Origin of the sequence: Klebsiella sp. K4 (genome assembly GCF_014596785.2) — a bacterium.
Taxonomy (GTDB): Bacteria; Pseudomonadota; Gammaproteobacteria; order Enterobacterales; family Enterobacteriaceae; genus Klebsiella; species Klebsiella pneumoniae.
In genome coordinates this window covers 2,953,766-2,970,447 of record NZ_CP115021.1, presented here as the reverse complement: position 1 = coordinate 2,970,447, position 16,682 = coordinate 2,953,766, and the positions used below count along the sequence as shown (strand labels likewise).

The window sequence follows — 16,682 nt, the reverse complement described above, 5'->3', positions numbered from 1 at the left end:
TAAACTCCCAGACAGAGGTATCTCACATGACTAAATCAGCAACCGTAAGTAAGAAACCACGTAAACAGCATTCGCCTGAATTCCGCAGCGAAGCCCTGAAGCTTGCGGAGCGCATCGGCGTTGCCGCTGCCGCCCGGGAACTCAGCCTTTACGAGTCTCAGCTATATACCTGGCGCAGCAAATTACAGCAGCAGAAAACGTCTTCCGAACGGGAAAATGAGCTGGCCGCTGAAAATGCCCGCCTGAAGCGCCAGCTGGCAGAGCGTGACGAGGAGCTGGCTATCCTCCAAAAGGCCGCGACATACTTCGCAAAGCGCCTGAAATGAAGTATGTCTTCATCGAAAAACATCAGGCTGAGTTCAGCATTAAAGCCATGTGTCGGGTGCTGCGCGTGGCCCGCAGCGGCTGGTATGCCTGGCGTATCCGTCGCCTGCAGCTAAGCCCGCGTCAACAATTTCGCCGGCAATGTGACAAAGCGGTCAGTCAGGCCTTTCATCAGGCGAAACAGCGCTACGGCGCACCGCGCATTACTGATGAGCTGCGCGAACAGGGGGTGAAATACAACATCAAAACGGTAGCGGCCAGCCTGAAGCGGCAGGGGCTAAGGGCCAAAGCCGCGCGTAAGTTCAGTCCGGTGAGTTATAAGCCCCATAATCTGCCGGTATTCGATAATCTGCTGAATCAGGATTTCACCGCCAGCGCACCGAATCAGAAGTGGGTGCAGGACATCACCTACATTCGCACCGATGAGGGCTGGCTGTATCTTGCCGTGGTGATTGACCTGTGGTCCCGCGCGGTTATTGGCTGGTCGATGTCATCCCGAATGACGGCCCGGCTGGTATGCGATGCCCTGCAAATGGCGCTGTGGCGGCGTAAGCGGCCAAAAGGGGTTATAGCCCACAGCGACCGGGGTGGTCAGTACTGCTCAGCAGATTATCAGGCCCTGTTGAAGCAGCACGACCTTCGGGGCAGCATGAGTGCAAAAGGCTGCTGCTATGACAATGCCTGCGCGGAAAGCTTTTTCCACACGCTGAAGGTAGAGTGCATCCACGGTGAGCGTCTAATCAGTCGCGATGATATGCGTACGATGGTATTTAATTACATTGAGTGCGATTACAATCGCTGGCGTCGTCACAGTGCCTGTGGCGGCCTCAGCCCGGAACAATTTGAAAATCAGAATCTCGCTTAGGCGCGTGTCCATATTACGAGGAGAGGATCAGTCGGCATCCTATGGGGGCTTTCTATGATGCTTATGGAGAACGAGTGAAGGGGATCGATTGGATAACCCTCGCTTCTTTAAGGGACTCCGAAAATTCCATTATGAGTTATGACGAAATTGATGACCAGGCTTCAGGGATAACATTATGGGGAGTGATCCTACCCGCGAATAGTGGACACGCGACTAAGTGAGTAAACTCCCAGACAGAGGTATCTCACATGACTAAATCAGCAACCGTAAGTAAGAAACCACGTAAACAGCATTCGCCTGAATTCCGCAGCGAAGCCCTGAAGCTTGCGGAGCGCATCGGCGTTGCCGCTGCCGCCCGGGAACTCAGCCTTTACGAGTCTCAGCTATATACCTGGCGCAGCAAATTACAGCAGCAGAAAACGTCTTCCGAACGGGAAAATGAGCTGGCCGCTGAAAATGCCCGCCTGAAGCGCCAGCTGGCAGAGCGTGACGAGGAGCTGGCTATCCTCCAAAAGGCCGCGACATACTTCGCAAAGCGCCTGAAATGAAGTATGTCTTCATCGAAAAACATCAGGCTGAGTTCAGCATTAAAGCCATGTGTCGGGTGCTGCGCGTGGCCCGCAGCGGCTGGTATGCCTGGCGTATCCGTCGCCTGCAGCTAAGCCCGCGTCAACAATTTCGCCGGCAATGTGACAAAGCGGTCAGTCAGGCCTTTCATCAGGCGAAACAGCGCTACGGCGCACCGCGCATTACTGATGAGCTGCGCGAACAGGGGGTGAAATACAACATCAAAACGGTAGCGGCCAGCCTGAAGCGGCAGGGGCTAAGGGCCAAAGCCGCGCGTAAGTTCAGTCCGGTGAGTTATAAGCCCCATAATCTGCCGGTATTCGATAATCTGCTGAATCAGGATTTCACCGCCAGCGCACCGAATCAGAAGTGGGTGCAGGACATCACCTACATTCGCACCGATGAGGGCTGGCTGTATCTTGCCGTGGTGATTGACCTGTGGTCCCGCGCGGTTATTGGCTGGTCGATGTCATCCCGAATGACGGCCCGGCTGGTATGCGATGCCCTGCAAATGGCGCTGTGGCGGCGTAAGCGGCCAAAAGGGGTTATAGCCCACAGCGACCGGGGTGGTCAGTACTGCTCAGCAGATTATCAGGCCCTGTTGAAGCAGCACGACCTTCGGGGCAGCATGAGTGCAAAAGGCTGCTGCTATGACAATGCCTGCGCGGAAAGCTTTTTCCACACGCTGAAGGTAGAGTGCATCCACGGTGAGCGTCTAATCAGTCGCGATGATATGCGTACGATGGTATTTAATTACATTGAGTGCGATTACAATCGCTGGCGTCGTCACAGTGCCTGTGGCGGCCTCAGCCCGGAACAATTTGAAAATCAGAATCTCGCTTAGGCGCGTGTCCATATTACGAGGAGAGGATCAGAGCGCTTACTGAATGGTTTGTAAGTGCTGGTTATCAAAAAGAGTTTAGTAATGTCGGGCTATCGCACGTAAATCTGAAAGAACTAAGTACCCTCAATGAGTATATTAGAAAAGGTTGTCGAGTTGTTACTTTGATATCAGCTGGTATACTTGATGGATTTGACTCCACTGTCACGGCTAAGAATCATTGGATTGTTTGGGATGGACCTATAACCACACAGTATGGTGAGGTCATTTCATTAACGACTAAGGAAAATGAGTTAGTTCAATTGAAATTATTCTCTTGGGGTAAGGTAAAAAATCAGATTAAGAGGCATCTTGCTCTTTCAGATGTAATGGGAAGCATTTTTGGAGGGGTGGTGTTTAAATCACTAGAATAGTTTTATGAAAAAATATCTAATCTGTTTGTTTGTTTTTTTAGCATCCTGCTCTTCAGGTAAAATAGAGTTTTATCCAAGTGGGGGGCGGTTGAAAAATGCCAAGATAGGGACGTTTTATCAGCAAGGTTTGGTTATGAGATTTCAGGGGAGTGGAGAGGTTATTTCTTTTGTTTCAAGTAATTTTAGAGCAAAATTAACTCCTGATAATTCCGGTCTGGATATAGAACCAAGCTTTATGGGGAATGAAAAAAATGACTTTAAAAAAGGTAGCAGCCCTAACGAACTTGTAATAAGTGGAGTGCCCAGAATAAAAGGTGTGATAACCGTTGAAATAGTTGCAAAAACATATGCATCTATGTATTCAAAATCACAGGTGTTTACTAAAAAATATCAAATAAATGTTGATTGAATTTATTTTAGATCATGTCTTTAATGATATTAAAGTAGACAATGTGGTCGCCGGTATTACAATTTGGAGGGGTGATATCGAGTGGTTTTAAAAGAGTGGGTATGTCAAGGTGGGCACAAGTAACACCAGGTTTTTTTACCGTAATCCTAAAAGCCTGACGAAATAATCGAAAGATCTTATCCCTGGTAATTTAGAGATGGAGTTTTTTGAAAATTGAGGAAGGAATTTAATCTGGATAATCACTAACGAAACGAGTTTAGAAGAGCTTGTCTCGCTGAGACTTTTTTCATGGGGTGAAGTTAAAGATAACTCGCTTCGAGTATCATTAAAATTAGGAGAATTTCTAAACCATACTTTTGGGGGGATGGTATTTACAAAAATATCATGATTAAAAATGAATCACTATCTAAGAGCTTTTGTAATTTCTTTCTTTCTAACTGGCTGTGGCAATCACCTTGTATTTGAGCCTAATAAGTTACCAGATGGATATATAGATCAGGAATATTATGTTCCAATCACCATCTCTGGAGGTACAGGACCAGTTGTTGATCTGAGTTATGAAATTCACCCATCAAATTCTGGATTGAAATTAGTATTTTCTGAAAAAAATATTACACAAAATATGTATATAATAACTTTACTATAGAATGTAAGCCTCAGTTGCAAGGGATTGTAACAATTAATATTAGGGGCGGGGTTGTTGCTAGTGCGGGGCAATATTTTGAAAAACAATATGAGATTAATATTCAGAAATAAACAGGTAATAACATCTTGGAAGGCCTGCTGAGAGCGTGCGGGCGATAGCTGACGGTACCGTCATTTCACTCCGCAAAAGCTCAGACAAGCGCGACCTAGCACCATTCAACATCAACGCCGATAAACCCAATACAAAGGGGAGTAATGATGGTTATGTGCTCATAAAGCATGAAACCGAGATCGGTAGCGGTGATGAAGGAAAAGTGGCTTTCTATTCCTTATACATGCATCTGAAGTCGCTGGCTGAAACTGTTAAAGCCGGTGATAAAGTTTACCGTAAGGATCCTATAGGCCTTCCAGGCATGGTTGATGGAGTGAATGCTTTCCATTTCCAGATTTTCTGCGATGATGACAACATCAGCAAGCTAACGGGCAGGAAAACAGGAGAGCTGGATATTTCGAAGAATGGCCGCACCGATGCGGTTTATGGTGATATTCACTTTTATCTGCCACCGCAGACAAAGTTTTATGACAAGGCTCCAGCAGATAACAGCATTTCTACCACCGGACTTTCTGAACTATATACCAGCAATGTGCCTCTGTATGCCAGCATGACTCTGGCCCAAGGCAAGTGCACGATGGTTACTCGTCAGAAAAATACGCAGACTGACGGAAAATATGATCTGCTGGGTGAACCACTGGTTAATGCAGATGGTGATGACTACGAATACAATCTCTATAAAACCGCGATGCGGAATTATAAGGAGAGCCCAAGTGCCGGGTTTGAATTACTTCGCTTTGGGCGAGTGATCAACACGGACCATGAAACACTGGTACCGGCAGACGCACCATTATGGATGACAGTCAATTACCCGGGTGGTAAAGGGGTGATCAACCTTGCTGATTCCAGTATTAAAAAGTTTAGTGACGCTGATTTCCCTCACTGGACGGGCTGGCAGATGGTAGATGACGATAGTGATAGCAACAGCCAGTGTAATTCAGCTATTATCAAGAAACTTCACGAAGTTGGTGACTTCGATAACCAGTGCGGGAAGCTAATCTGTCATTTCCCATTTGAATGGGAAAAAAGTACGATCGACATCCGTTTTTCGTGGCTGAAAACGGGAAATGAAGAGCATGAACCGATGACGGAAGCCGATTATGCAAAGTTTAAATCCCATGCGGAAGCACTATGCTTTGATTCTGGAGCGTTGAGTTCTGACCGGTTGTGGCATTTTGAGCCAAAATCATTTATTCGACATTTCAGGAAATGTAGTTGGCTCGACTCTGAAGTAATTGAAAAAGTAATGACGGCGAATGCTAGTAAAAAAAATAAAAATGCACTTGAAGGTATTAAAAAAATTACATTAGAGTACTATGCGGACATAAATACAATCATGCGAAAGTATAACTTATCTGATGCAAATAGAATTTGTCATTTTTTAGGGCAGGGTGCAGTTGAATCAGGTTATTTATTGTCCATGCAAGAAACTAGCCAGCAACAAATTATTGTTGATGGTGTTCAGCAAGGTGGTGTGATTGTTGAAGCATCAACATTTAATGAAACTACTAAGCTAGGTCATTGGTACGGAGCTCTTAAAGCCGAGAAGGATAACTATTTCTCCGGGAAAAAATACAATTCCCGTGGAGGGTATATCACAGGATCCTATAGCTGGATTAACGGTAACTGTGGAGATGTAGATGCACAAAAATTCAGAGGTAGAGGGTTTAAAATGCTAACTGGACTTAACACATATTCAAGCTACTGGGTATATCGAGGTTGGTTGTCAAAAAATGACTTTGATAAATATTGGTGGGATGACCCGGAGTACAAGAAAAAAATTCAGCCGGTATGAAGAAAAAACCACCAAAAATAGGAAACCCTCAGAAAGTGACAGAAAATGCATATAACTGTATTGATACAGGTGGTTTTTTTATAGTTTGTTTTAAGTCTAAAGTTCTCAAAATTATGGATGAGGACAAAATTGGGAAATCTGATGATGACAGCATTATTTTGAAAGTAACTAAAAATATAAATGGTGCAGATAAAGGAATTGCAGAAAGGAAAATAGCTACTAAAAAAGCAAAAGAGATGATTGATGATGAAGTTTAAAACTAATTCATTTTTGTTTATGATGCTTTGTGCTACTGCTCTTAATTCTTGGGCTGGATATTACAACACAATTGATATCGATGGTGTAAGCATCCATTTAGATAAGGATAAAGCTGGATATGTAAATGTTCACGATGATCAATTAAATACGGATTACTCATGCAAAATAGAAAATTGGAATGATTCATTAATCTCTGGTGCTGGAGGTATTTCTCTAACTAGTGATCATTTAGGCGTGCTTTTAGCATCAGGAAATAAATATCTTGATGTTAAGGAGCTTATAGATTGCAAAGGACAGTCAATTCGAATTCATTCTATTCATTACTTTAATAATTCAATTTCTTCTATTATAGATGTTAATTTTGAAAAAAAATTAGTTCTGGCATTAGTTGTGATTGATGCTCACTTTAGGTCATATCAGGCGATAGTATCTAAGTTTAATGGGAATAAAAACCTTTTGTCAGGCAAAGGTTTTTGGAGTAATTCCTCATCTGAGCCAGATCAGAATAGCTTGTTTTACCCTGGTGGTTCAATATATCTAGGGAAAATATCTGTCAATGGAGAATATATTGCGCCAAACGATTTGGATTGTGCGGTTGATTCATTCCCAGGTGTGTGGGATATAGCAAGAAAAATGAAAATTATATTCCCAAGAGATAAAGATGATGCTGTAATTGACAGTAAATGCCGACAGCTTTTCTCGGGAGAGAAAACACTTGATGAATTGGGGGGAGAGCTTATCAATATGAAATGATGCTTTTTCAAATGGCTATTTACTATCAGCGCAAAAAATTTTCTCGTGAATCATTAGCAATTGATCCCAATCATACTTTCTCATGAGGATAAGCATGGATTATCAACCCTCAGTAAAATCAATAATTTTTTCGGATTTGATAGCAAAACTAAATCTGTGAAAGATGAAGGTGGCGGTCGATGAAAAATTTTATAGCTATAAGTATGTTACTGTTGTTGTCATTGAGAGTGATAGCAGGTGATCCCGGAGGAATATCCTTACTTGTAAAGGCATTGCCTTCTGCAAATGATTATAAATATGTCCTTGATGGCTTTTTTAGAAATTATTACGGTGTGGACAATCCTCACACTCCTTCGTGCGATCAAAATGATTATACCCCTTATATTGATAACGTATATTTGAATACGCTCCCAAAAGGTATTGATGACAATATACTAATAAAATCCATAACAGATTTATCATCCAGAACTCTGATTGCCAAAATATTATCATCTTACTCTGATGATCAAGTTTCTGGTTTCGATGGAGTTCTTTTTTATGCAATGAAAGATAATAAGTTATTTATTTATACGTTCGACTCAAAAGCCCCTGGGCATATCTTTACGAATGAGTTGAATGTTGATGGAATTATTAGCTATAAGCTTTTAGGAAGGTCCATTTGCCAGTCTATAAGATAAAAGATACTCCCTTCCAGTCCTTAATGATATTGAGGTCAGTAGCTTTGTTTAGATACTTTTCATTAATCATATGTATGCTGTGTTTTTCAAGTGCCATTGCTGGGGAAATGTTCTCTGTAAGTATCCCGCTTAACCTTTGATCTCCTCCCTGAAAACAGTGTCAGGCTAAACTGAAGTCTCCGGTCTTTCTTCCATCTCACAGAGAGGCACATCGCCATGAAAAAGACCCGCTATACCGAAGAACAGATAGCATTTGCGCTGAAACAGGCCGAAACCGGCACTCGGGTGGAGGAAGTCTGCAGAAAGATGGGCATTTCTGAAGCCACATTTTACAACTGGAAGAAAAAGTTTGGCGGCATGGGCGTGACAAAACTGCGCCGCCTGCGCCAGCTTGAGGAAGAGAATCAGCGTCTGAAACGTCTGGTGGCTGATTTAAGTCTGGACAAGGTGATGCTGCAGGAAGTTATCAAAAAAAGTTCTGAGGCCGGCTCAGAAGCGTCAGGCGGTGCATTTTCTGCGGGAGGCTTACCGTATCAGTGTCCGACGGGGATGCGGACTGCTGATGCAGAGCAGAACCGTTTACCACTGGCAGAGCCGGCGGGATGATCGGGCGATAACCCTGCGTATCCGGGAAATAGCGGAAACCCGGATCCGCTACGGTTGCCCGCGTATTCATATTCAGCTGCGGCGGGAAGGCTGGCCTGTTAACCACAAGAAAACACACCGGATTTACTGTCTGGAAGGCCTCAACCTGCGCAAAAAGCGCCCCCGCAGGCATGTCAGTGCAGCACATCGTCAGCAACGTCCGGTCCTGAGCGGAGTCGATCAGTGCTGGAGTATGGATTTCGTGTCGGATAACCTGTTTAACGGACGACGTTTCCGGGCGCTGACTGTAGTGGATAATTTTAGTCGGGAGTGTGTGGCGATCCATGCCGGAAAGTCGCTGAAAGGTGAGGATGTGGTCGGTGTGATGGAAAGGTTGCGGGTGCTGGGCAAGCGCCTGCCGGTACGTATTCAGACAGATAACGGCAGCGAGTTTATCTCGAAAAGTCTGGATAAATGGGCGTATCAGCACGGTGTTACAATGGACTTCTCCCGCCCCGGAAAACCAACGGATAACCCGTTTATTGAATCATTGAACGGCAGTCTGCGGGATGAATGCCTGAACATTCACTGGTTTCTCTCGCTGGAAGATGCGCAGGACAAACTCGACAACTGGCGCAGGGAATATAATCATGAGAGAACGCATTCATCATTAAATGACATGACTCCGGCTGAATTCATCCGAAATCTCCGGAAAGACGAAGATCTCTGATTTAGCACTGCACTGATTTTGGGCCAGGGTCAGGTTCTATGTACCTAATTCATATTATTCTTATGCACAAAAAATAATAAATTCGGGCTCGAGAGAAGCAGCGATTTCTAATATTGCAGAATTGCGTGAAATCCTTGGAGCCAATCTACTCTCGAAAGAGGATGGAAGAACAAGGTGATAAAAAAAATTTAATACTGGAGATGATGTGAAGTATTATTATGTTTTAGCATTGTTACTTGGTTACAGCTCATGTGTACTGGCAGAAGAGTGTATGGATAACTCAAATATAGATTCTCTAAGAGAGGTTTTCAAAAAAAATAATAAGAAGTTGTTGATTGAAATGTCTTCAAAAGAAATGAGGCGTTATGTTGAAAGTGATTTACTTATCAAAAATAAATACAGTACACTTGTCAATGTATCTGAGGTTTACTATGGCTGGGGAGTGGACAAAAAATCAAAGTATCCTGTTAACACATCGGCAGTTTTCCCAAATGAAAAAGTGTGTGTATGGAATGTATCTTTTGCACTACCAGAGTCTATTAGAAAAAAATGTGATGATGATGGTGCTTATGGGTATTTTATTGAATTTAAGAAAGTTAATGGGAAAACAGTTCTATATAACTTTACCTCTTTGTTTGATTCTCTTCCCGACGGAACTTTAGCTTGCAAAGCTGCCAATAAATTTATGCTGCAAAAATAGCTTGTGAGTATTGATGTAAGCATCTCGCCCTAAATTAAGGGTGTTGTTGATTAATCATTATTCAGCGCTCTTGCTGCTTTTTAGGTTGTGTTGCATATTATTTTGTAACCAATAAACTCTATTTTTACTAAAAATCCAATCTTTTCTACAAAGTGGGAAGGTAATTCTGGTAAGCATTTACTGGTGATGAAAAAGGAAATCAACCAGAATAATACTGCAGAGTATTTATCTGTAAAACAGGTGACAAAGGGTAAGGATGATTGCATTTCAAATGATTATATTATTGACTGTGAAATGGATATTAATCTGAATGGGGGGTAAAAGAATCAGTTGAAATAAACAGTAGCTTTACCAATGACGAAGGCACTGTTTTATTTGCTTATTAATTGGATGTATTGGTGGGATAGACCCAGTTACTGTCAACTATTTCGCGTATAAAATGGATTGAAATATGCCCTACGAGGGGAAGAGAATATCATAGTTGAAAACGGTAGGTGTGGTGGAGAAAACCCTCCGATTCCTGATTATAATTAAAAAAGACAAGTCTCTGTTAAATTACATGCTGAAAAAAATGGAAGGCCACTTCAACGACAAAAGTAAACTAGCACGTTGATTTCTGTTTTTTACCAAAAAGGATGGTCGTATGTTTAAGTGTGAGTTTGCTAATGAAAGAAATATAATGTGGTGAGTTTTTGTTTCGCCTACATATCGAGCTAATTTAGCCATCCTGTAATATGAGGAAATTAATGCCATATACACTTAAACATTTGCCAGAACGCTACCCCAGACCTAAGCCTCTGAAATTTTCTCGTTGGCTTGTTGCTCTGGTTGTCATGCTTTCAGTCAGTATTACCATAATGCGTATATTTGGGCATTATGTTGAAAATCTGTACTTCTGGAGATTAGCTTTAGGTTTTCCTGTTGCTTTGTGGAGTGTCTTGCTTTCTTCTCGTCTGCTTGTTTGGTCTTTACAGGATAGCAAAGCAAACGCTTTTGACAAACAGCGAGAACAGTGGATTCTTCGAGAAACCCGTAAGGCACGGCGTGCATTACAAGTGCTGAGTGCAACATTTATTACCGGCCACTCATCAGTTGCTCAGAAAGATACCGCTATTGCTATGCAAAACAACGACAGCATTATTGTTTCACAGGTCGGCCGGGATGGTAATGAAAGCGCCAGAATGAGCCAAATTTCTTCCAGCCCGCAGGATTCTATGGAATTCGTGATAATGAATATTTTTTCGCAGATGATTGCAGATATTCCTTTTACACAAATCCCTGATAAATGCCCACTAGTAGTAGTTTTTGATGTAACAACATCGCTGCCTTTGGAGAACATTCGCCATTACTGGGATGAGGCATGGCAAAAGAACAATATCACTTTTCCTGTTGAACACGTTGAAGGGCGTGGTCTTAGTGTAATTGACCGCTGGTTAAATGAACGTATTAAAGATAAAGCAATGTTATTGATCGTTGGCCTCCAGATTGATCCGGTTGTTACAAACAATACTGCTGAAGCGGCTGTTGCTCTACTTCTTGGCAACCGCCTAACGCAAGAGGCGCTTGACCCCCTCGCATTACTACACCGGCCAGATGCTGCTCCCTCAGGTGAACTTAGCGAAGGGATGAGGATGGCCGCCTGGAACGTCCCGCTAAAAGAAAGTATGGTGAAAAATTTATGGCTCGCTGGAATGACAGGTGAGCAACGTGCAGAAGCGATTGGATGTCAGAATGCACATCCTGCGCAGTGCGTAAAAGATGAGGCTGTCATTTCACTCGATATATCCATGGGGAATGCTGGAGCCGCTGCACCCTGGCTGGCTATTGCTGCCGCCACTGAAATCGCCCGACAAACACAATCCCCGCAGATGATTATCTGCGGGGATACCACTCAGAAAGTGCTATGGAGCACGCTTATTACCCCGATAGCTTCAAGACAGGAGATGGATCTGTGAAGTTACTTTTAGCACCGAAAACTACGGAAGGTCGCTATCTTTCAGTCGTATTCATTCTCTTTTTAATCTTGGCTGCAATGACATTTATCGTCTGGAAACATCCTGACATGGCCGGACTTGAGGGCGATAGTCAGCAGCAGAATTACTGGCTTATTGGTGGGTGCTGCATTACCGGATGTATCTTTATCATGTTAGTTATGCTCCTGTGGACAGCTCGCAGTGCCGGTAAAAAGGAGTTTGAGGCGCTCCTGGATGTCACTCGTGGTGATGACAATAAGAGAAAAGATGAGAGTGAAAACATCTCTGTTTCTCCAGCAGTGGTGATGTGTGCCAGGATTCGTGACCATCTGCGAACCCGAATTGGAATTCACTGGCGGCGCAAAGTCCGCCTGCTTTTAGTCACCGGCGACGAGGCGGCAATCGAACAACTGGTGCCTGGCCTGCGTCAGCAGCACTGGCTTGAAGGCAACCGCACCGTGCTGATTTACGGCGGCAGCCTTGCATCGGAGCCTGACCGAGAAAAATACATCGCGCTGCGCAAGCTGCGCCGTGGCCGTCCTCTGGACGGAATTGTGCGGGTGATGCCGTCGTCTCTCACCCTGACGCCGCAGATAAGCGAGAGCGACCTGCACGGGCTGGAAAAAATCAGCGAACTGCTGGGCTATGCCGCCCCGGTCTGGTTGTGGAAACTATGCGATAGTGAGTGGCCGCAGGCTGACCGCGCGGTGCAGGCGGTAGGGGTTAGCTTCCCGTTGCGCGCTACCGAGGACGATGTCGCCCGTCAGCTTGCGCAGATGCTGCCCACGCTGCGGGAGCAGGGGATGCGCCAGATCGCGGAGGAGACCCGCCACGACTTTCTGCTGCGTCTGGGACAGCAGCTTATCGACGGGGGGATCGCGCAATGGCGCTGGCAGCTGGCGCCGTGGCTGACCGCCTCGCGGCAGCGGCTTGCGCTGCGAGGCCTGATGTTTAGCCTGCCAGAGCCTCGTACCGTAGATCCGTATCAGGAGGCGGATACCTCGCCTGTGGGCCAGCCTCATCTCCTGACGCTGCCCGCCACCTGGCTGGGGATCGTCGATGACTGCCGCCGTTTACGCGGGCATCACGTGGGAATGGCGTGGGAGCGGGGCCTGGCGTGCGGTCTGCTGGCCATCCTCGGCCTGTGGGCGGCGGGACTGCTGCTCTCCTTTGCCCTCAATTACAGTCAGATTGCTTCGGTAGCGGGAAAAGCCCGCGACCTGGTGGCCCACCCCTCCGTTTCTGACTATCAACTGACGGCCCTCCATGCCCTGCGCAATGAGGCCGGCCGTCTCGTGCACGATGGGCAGAAGGGGGCGCCCTGGTATCGGCGCTTTGGTCTGGACCATCATCAGCAACTATTAAACGCCGTCCTACCCTGGTACGGTGTGGCAAATCATCGCCTGATACGTGACCCGGCCAATGCCGCGTTGCAGCAGGCGCTCAACGCGCTGGTCAACTCCGCCCCCAATAGCGACCAACGAGCCAAGCTGGCGAAACCGGGCTATGACCAGCTGAAAGCCTGGCTGATGATGGCTCGTCCGGATAAAGCCGATGACGCATTTTTTGCGCAGACCATGAAAACGGTCCAGCCGACGCGAATGGGGATCTCGACCGGTCTGTGGCAAAGTCTGGCGCCGGATTTGTGGGCCTTTTATCTCTCCCTGCTGCCCGAGCGGCCAGAGTGGAAGATCATCCCGGATGCGCAACGGGTGAGTCAGAGCCGTCAGGTTCTGTTGCAGCAGCTAGGTCGCCGCAATGCCGAAAGCACCTTATATGAGAACATGCTCAAATCCGTGCGTCGTAATTTTGCCGATGTATCGCTGGAAGACATGACCAGTGGCACCGATGCGCGCCGCCTGTTTACCACCGATGAAGTGGTCCCGGGGATGTTTACCCGCCAGGCATGGGAAGGCGGCATTCAGCAGGCCATTGATAAGGCAGCCAGCTCGCGCCGGGAGGAAATCGACTGGGTGCTGAGCGATTCGCGCAAAACGGTGTCGACAGACCTGTCGCCGGAGGCGCTGAAAGCGCGTCTGACCCGACGCTACTTCACCGATTTCGCCGGCAGCTGGCTGAATTTTCTCAACAGTCTGCGACTTAATCCGGCGACCAATATCGCCGATGTTACCGACCAGCTCACGCTGATTAGCGATGTCCGCCAGTCGCCGCTGATTGCCCTGATGAATACCCTTGCCTGGCAGGGGCAGGCGGGGCAACAAAGGAAGGGGCTGTCGGACAGCCTTATTAAATCGGCCAAAGATCTGGTGGGCGGGAAAGACAAGCCGGTCATCGACCAGTCGGCAGCCGGCCCGCAGGGGCCTCTGGATGACACGTTCGGCCCACTGCTCCAGCTGATGGGGAAAAACACGGGCAGCAACGTCATGTCGGCCGATAGCTCCCTGAGCCTGCAAACCTATCTGACCCGTATCACCCGCGTGCGCCTGCGCCTGCAGCAGGTTGCGAATGCCTCCGATCCGCTGGAGATGATGCAGACTCTGGCGCAGACCGTCTTCCAGGGGAAAAGCGTCGACCTGACCGACACGCAACAGTACGGTAGCCTGATTTCGGCAAGCCTTGGCGAAGAGTGGAGTGGCTTCGGTAATACTCTGTTTGTGCAGCCGCTGACTCAGGCCTGGGAAACCGTGCTTCTGCCGTCGGCGGCCAGTCTGAATGATAAATGGCGCCGCTCGGTGGTCACCAACTGGCACACCGCCTTTGACGGACGCTTTCCGTTTGCCGCCAGCAAAAGCGATGCCTCCCTGCCGATGCTGGCTGAGTTTGTGCGCAAAGACAGCGGGCGAATCGAACGTTTTCTCACGACGGAGCTGAACGGTGTCCTGCATAAAGAAGGCAGCCAATGGGTGCCGGATAAGGTCAACAGTCACGGCCTGGTCTTTAATCCGGCCTTTCTGCGCGCGATCAACCAGCTAAGCCAGCTGTCCGACATTCTTTTCACCGACGGCAGCCAGGGGATCAGCTTTGAGTTACAGGCCAGGCCTGCCCCGGAGGTTGTCGAGACACAGCTGACGATAGACGGCCAAAAGCTGCGCTATTTCAATCAGATGGCCGACTGGCAGACTTTCCGCTGGCCGGGGGAGACGTATAAACCCGGCACTCTGCTGACCTGGACCACCGTCAATGCGGGCACGCGTCTGTTCGGTGACTACAGCGGTACCTGGGGCTTTATTCGCTGGCTGGAGCAGGGTAAACGCCATCCGCTGGATCGCAGCCAGTGGATGATGAGCTTCTCCGCCCCGGATGGCCGCACCCTGCAGTGGGTATTGCGCTCCCAGCTTGGGAGCGGCCCGCTGGCGCTTCTGGCGCTGCGCGGATTGACCCTGCCGGATAAGATTTTCACTGTCGATGCGGCTGAGAGCGCACAGGCCCTGACGACGGGGGTAGGGAATAGTGACATGGATGAGATGGAATTATGAGTATTCTACAAAATTTGGTTGCCGCCAGTCAGTTGGATGAAAGCGTACTGCGCCAGCAGGCCCGGTCACGTCAGGCGAAGTGGCAGTCCTGGCTTGCGCCAATCAGTGATAGCCAGCCCACCGGGAGCGATCCGGGCTATGACGATGATTTTCAGCGTATCCGCGAGGAGGTCAATAAGATCTCCGGTGTCGATACCGTACTGATTTGCCAGTTGGCTGGACAGTTACTGGCAACAACAAAAGATATCCGGATTGTTACCTATTACTGCTGGGCCCGTTTGCACCAGGACGGGGAAGCTGGCTTGGCCGATGGGCTGGAGCTGCTGGCAGGCTTGCTGCAACGATATGGTATGCAGCTTTATCCGCAGCGCGACCGTAGCCGCAAAGCAGCCCTCGAGTGGCTGGCGGGTACTCGTATCTTAGACAGTCTTTCACTTTTTCCAGAAGTTGTGCGGGAGGACGCAAGGCGTACCGTCGGCGCGCTGCTTCTCATTGATGATTGTCTGACGACAGAACCAGAAACATCACGGCCAGATCTGCAAGCACTCTGGGGTGCACTGGAGTCTCGTTTGATAAAGGGCGGGGGAGTCGATGCGGTGGTGCCGCAGAACGTCGGAAACCGGGGGCTGGCTCAAACCGCTTCACGCATGGCTGAATACGAAGCGCCGGTTCTCAGTAACATCACCTCCGGTCAGGATCTGCTGGCCCAGGCGCGAACCCTGACAGCATATCTGCGTGTTCAACCCGATGGCTGGCTTGCCGCACATCGGCTAATGAAAAGCCTTCGTCATGACACCTTGACAATCATCCCTGCGCCTGATGCTGAAGGAAAAACACGTATCGAGCCTCCCAGAGCAGATCAGCGTGCCATGCTCAAGCGGCTGTACCTGCAACAGAGCTGGTCGGAGATACTGGAACAGGCGGACAGTACCTTCTCACGTGGCGCTAACCACCTCTGGCTTGACCTGCAATGGTATATCCATCAGGCGCTGGTGAGGTCGGGTCAGGATGTGCTGGCCGATATTATAATTGCCGATCTGAAAGGATTGCTGCGCCGTCTCACCGGGCTTGAAACATTAGCTTTTAACGACGGCACACCATTTGCCGATGAGGTCACGCTGAACTGGATAAATCAGAGTGTACTCGACGATATGTCCGTCTGGCAGGATGAGCCAGTATCGGCTGCCAGCGGCGCTGATAACGACATTCTGGCCCTTGAACCTGAAGCGCTCGAGAAGGCTGACACTGACGGTCTCGATGCTGCACTCCACTGGATTCAGACGCGCCCGGGCACTGAATCCACTAAAGAAAAATGGCTGTTGCGCCTGCTGATGGCCCGCGTGGCCGAACAAAAGGGGAAGAATGACCTCGCGCTCTATCTTCTGCGAGAACTCGACGATGCGGCGGGATCAATCACCCTCACGCAGTGGATCCCAGCCCTGTTGTTCGAGATTAAATCGCGACGGCTCAGGCTACTGCGCATGAAAGCCACGCGCAGCGAGAGTGAAAAGTTACGGTTGCAACCGGAGATGGATCAATTGCTGGCAGGTCTGATTGCGCTCGATCCAGCCAGTAGCGCGGTGCTTTGCGGCTAACAG

At 47.9% G+C, this 16,682-nt stretch carries 13 protein-coding genes; all 13 read left to right on the top strand.

The features are described from left to right. The first annotated feature begins 26 nt into the window (after positions 1-26). The 13 genes from IB144_RS14800 (at position 27) to tssA (ending at position 16,679) form a co-directional block, all read left to right on the top strand. A protein-coding gene (locus IB144_RS14800; protein WP_087759146.1) for an IS3 family transposase occupies positions 27-1,189 on the top strand; the annotation gives its coding sequence in 2 pieces (ribosomal slippage) (positions 27-288 and positions 288-1,189; 1,164 coding nt in all). A gap of 248 nt (positions 1,190-1,437) precedes the next feature. Then, positions 1,438-2,600, top strand: a protein-coding gene (locus IB144_RS14795; protein ID WP_087759146.1) for an IS3 family transposase whose coding sequence is annotated in 2 segments (ribosomal slippage) — positions 1,438-1,699 and positions 1,699-2,600 — 1,164 coding nt in all. Because the reading frame shifts where the segments join, the coding sequence is not laid out codon by codon here. 414 nt (positions 2,601-3,014) lie between these two features. Beyond that, positions 3,015-3,419: a hypothetical protein gene (locus tag IB144_RS14790; protein WP_223168863.1), complete on the top strand. Its 405-nt coding sequence runs from the start codon at positions 3,015-3,017 to the stop codon at positions 3,417-3,419. 394 nt (positions 3,420-3,813) lie between these two features. After that, a complete protein-coding gene (locus tag IB144_RS14785; protein WP_123797881.1) occupies positions 3,814-4,065 on the top strand; it encodes a hypothetical protein in 252 nt (83 codons plus the stop codon). A gap of 145 nt (positions 4,066-4,210) precedes the next feature. Beyond that, the gene (locus IB144_RS14780; RefSeq protein WP_065888635.1) at positions 4,211-5,971 is read left to right on the top strand and encodes a M23 family metallopeptidase; all 1,761 of its coding nucleotides are present in this window, start codon (positions 4,211-4,213) and stop codon (positions 5,969-5,971) included. Beyond that, entirely contained in the window at positions 5,968-6,228 is a 261-nt protein-coding gene (locus IB144_RS14775) for a hypothetical protein (protein WP_004190528.1), read from the top strand. Before IB144_RS14780 ends, IB144_RS14775 begins: the two co-directional genes overlap by 4 nt. After that, positions 6,215-6,982, top strand: coding sequence for a hypothetical protein (locus IB144_RS14770; RefSeq protein ID WP_015958252.1), 768 nt, complete (start codon positions 6,215-6,217; stop codon positions 6,980-6,982). Before IB144_RS14775 ends, IB144_RS14770 begins: the two co-directional genes overlap by 14 nt. 179 nt (positions 6,983-7,161) lie before the next feature. After that, positions 7,162-7,659, top strand: coding sequence for a hypothetical protein (locus IB144_RS14765; protein ID WP_074440764.1), 498 nt, complete (start codon positions 7,162-7,164; stop codon positions 7,657-7,659). A 216-nt stretch (positions 7,660-7,875) separates the two neighbouring features. Beyond that, positions 7,876-8,974, top strand: a protein-coding gene (locus IB144_RS14760) for an IS3 family transposase (protein ID WP_087638354.1) whose coding sequence is annotated in 2 segments (ribosomal slippage) — positions 7,876-8,129 and positions 8,128-8,974 — 1,101 coding nt in all. Because the reading frame shifts where the segments join, the coding sequence is not laid out codon by codon here. Between the two features lie 205 nt (positions 8,975-9,179). Continuing rightward, positions 9,180-9,674 (top strand): sugar ABC transporter permease, encoded by a 495-nt coding sequence (locus tag IB144_RS14755; protein WP_071531917.1) that lies wholly within the window; start codon positions 9,180-9,182, stop codon positions 9,672-9,674. 746 nt (positions 9,675-10,420) lie between these two features. Further along, a complete protein-coding gene (locus tag IB144_RS14750) occupies positions 10,421-11,629 on the top strand; it encodes a hypothetical protein (RefSeq protein ID WP_065888636.1) in 1,209 nt (402 codons plus the stop codon). Next, positions 11,626-15,084, top strand: coding sequence for an ImcF-related family protein (locus IB144_RS14745; RefSeq protein ID WP_077269715.1), 3,459 nt, complete (start codon positions 11,626-11,628; stop codon positions 15,082-15,084). The genes IB144_RS14750 and IB144_RS14745 overlap by 4 nt, the downstream gene beginning before the upstream one ends. Continuing rightward, entirely contained in the window at positions 15,081-16,679 is a 1,599-nt protein-coding gene (gene tssA / locus IB144_RS14740; RefSeq protein WP_040215798.1) for a type VI secretion system protein TssA, read from the top strand. The genes IB144_RS14745 and tssA overlap by 4 nt, the downstream gene beginning before the upstream one ends. Positions 16,680-16,682: the final 3 nt, after the last annotated feature.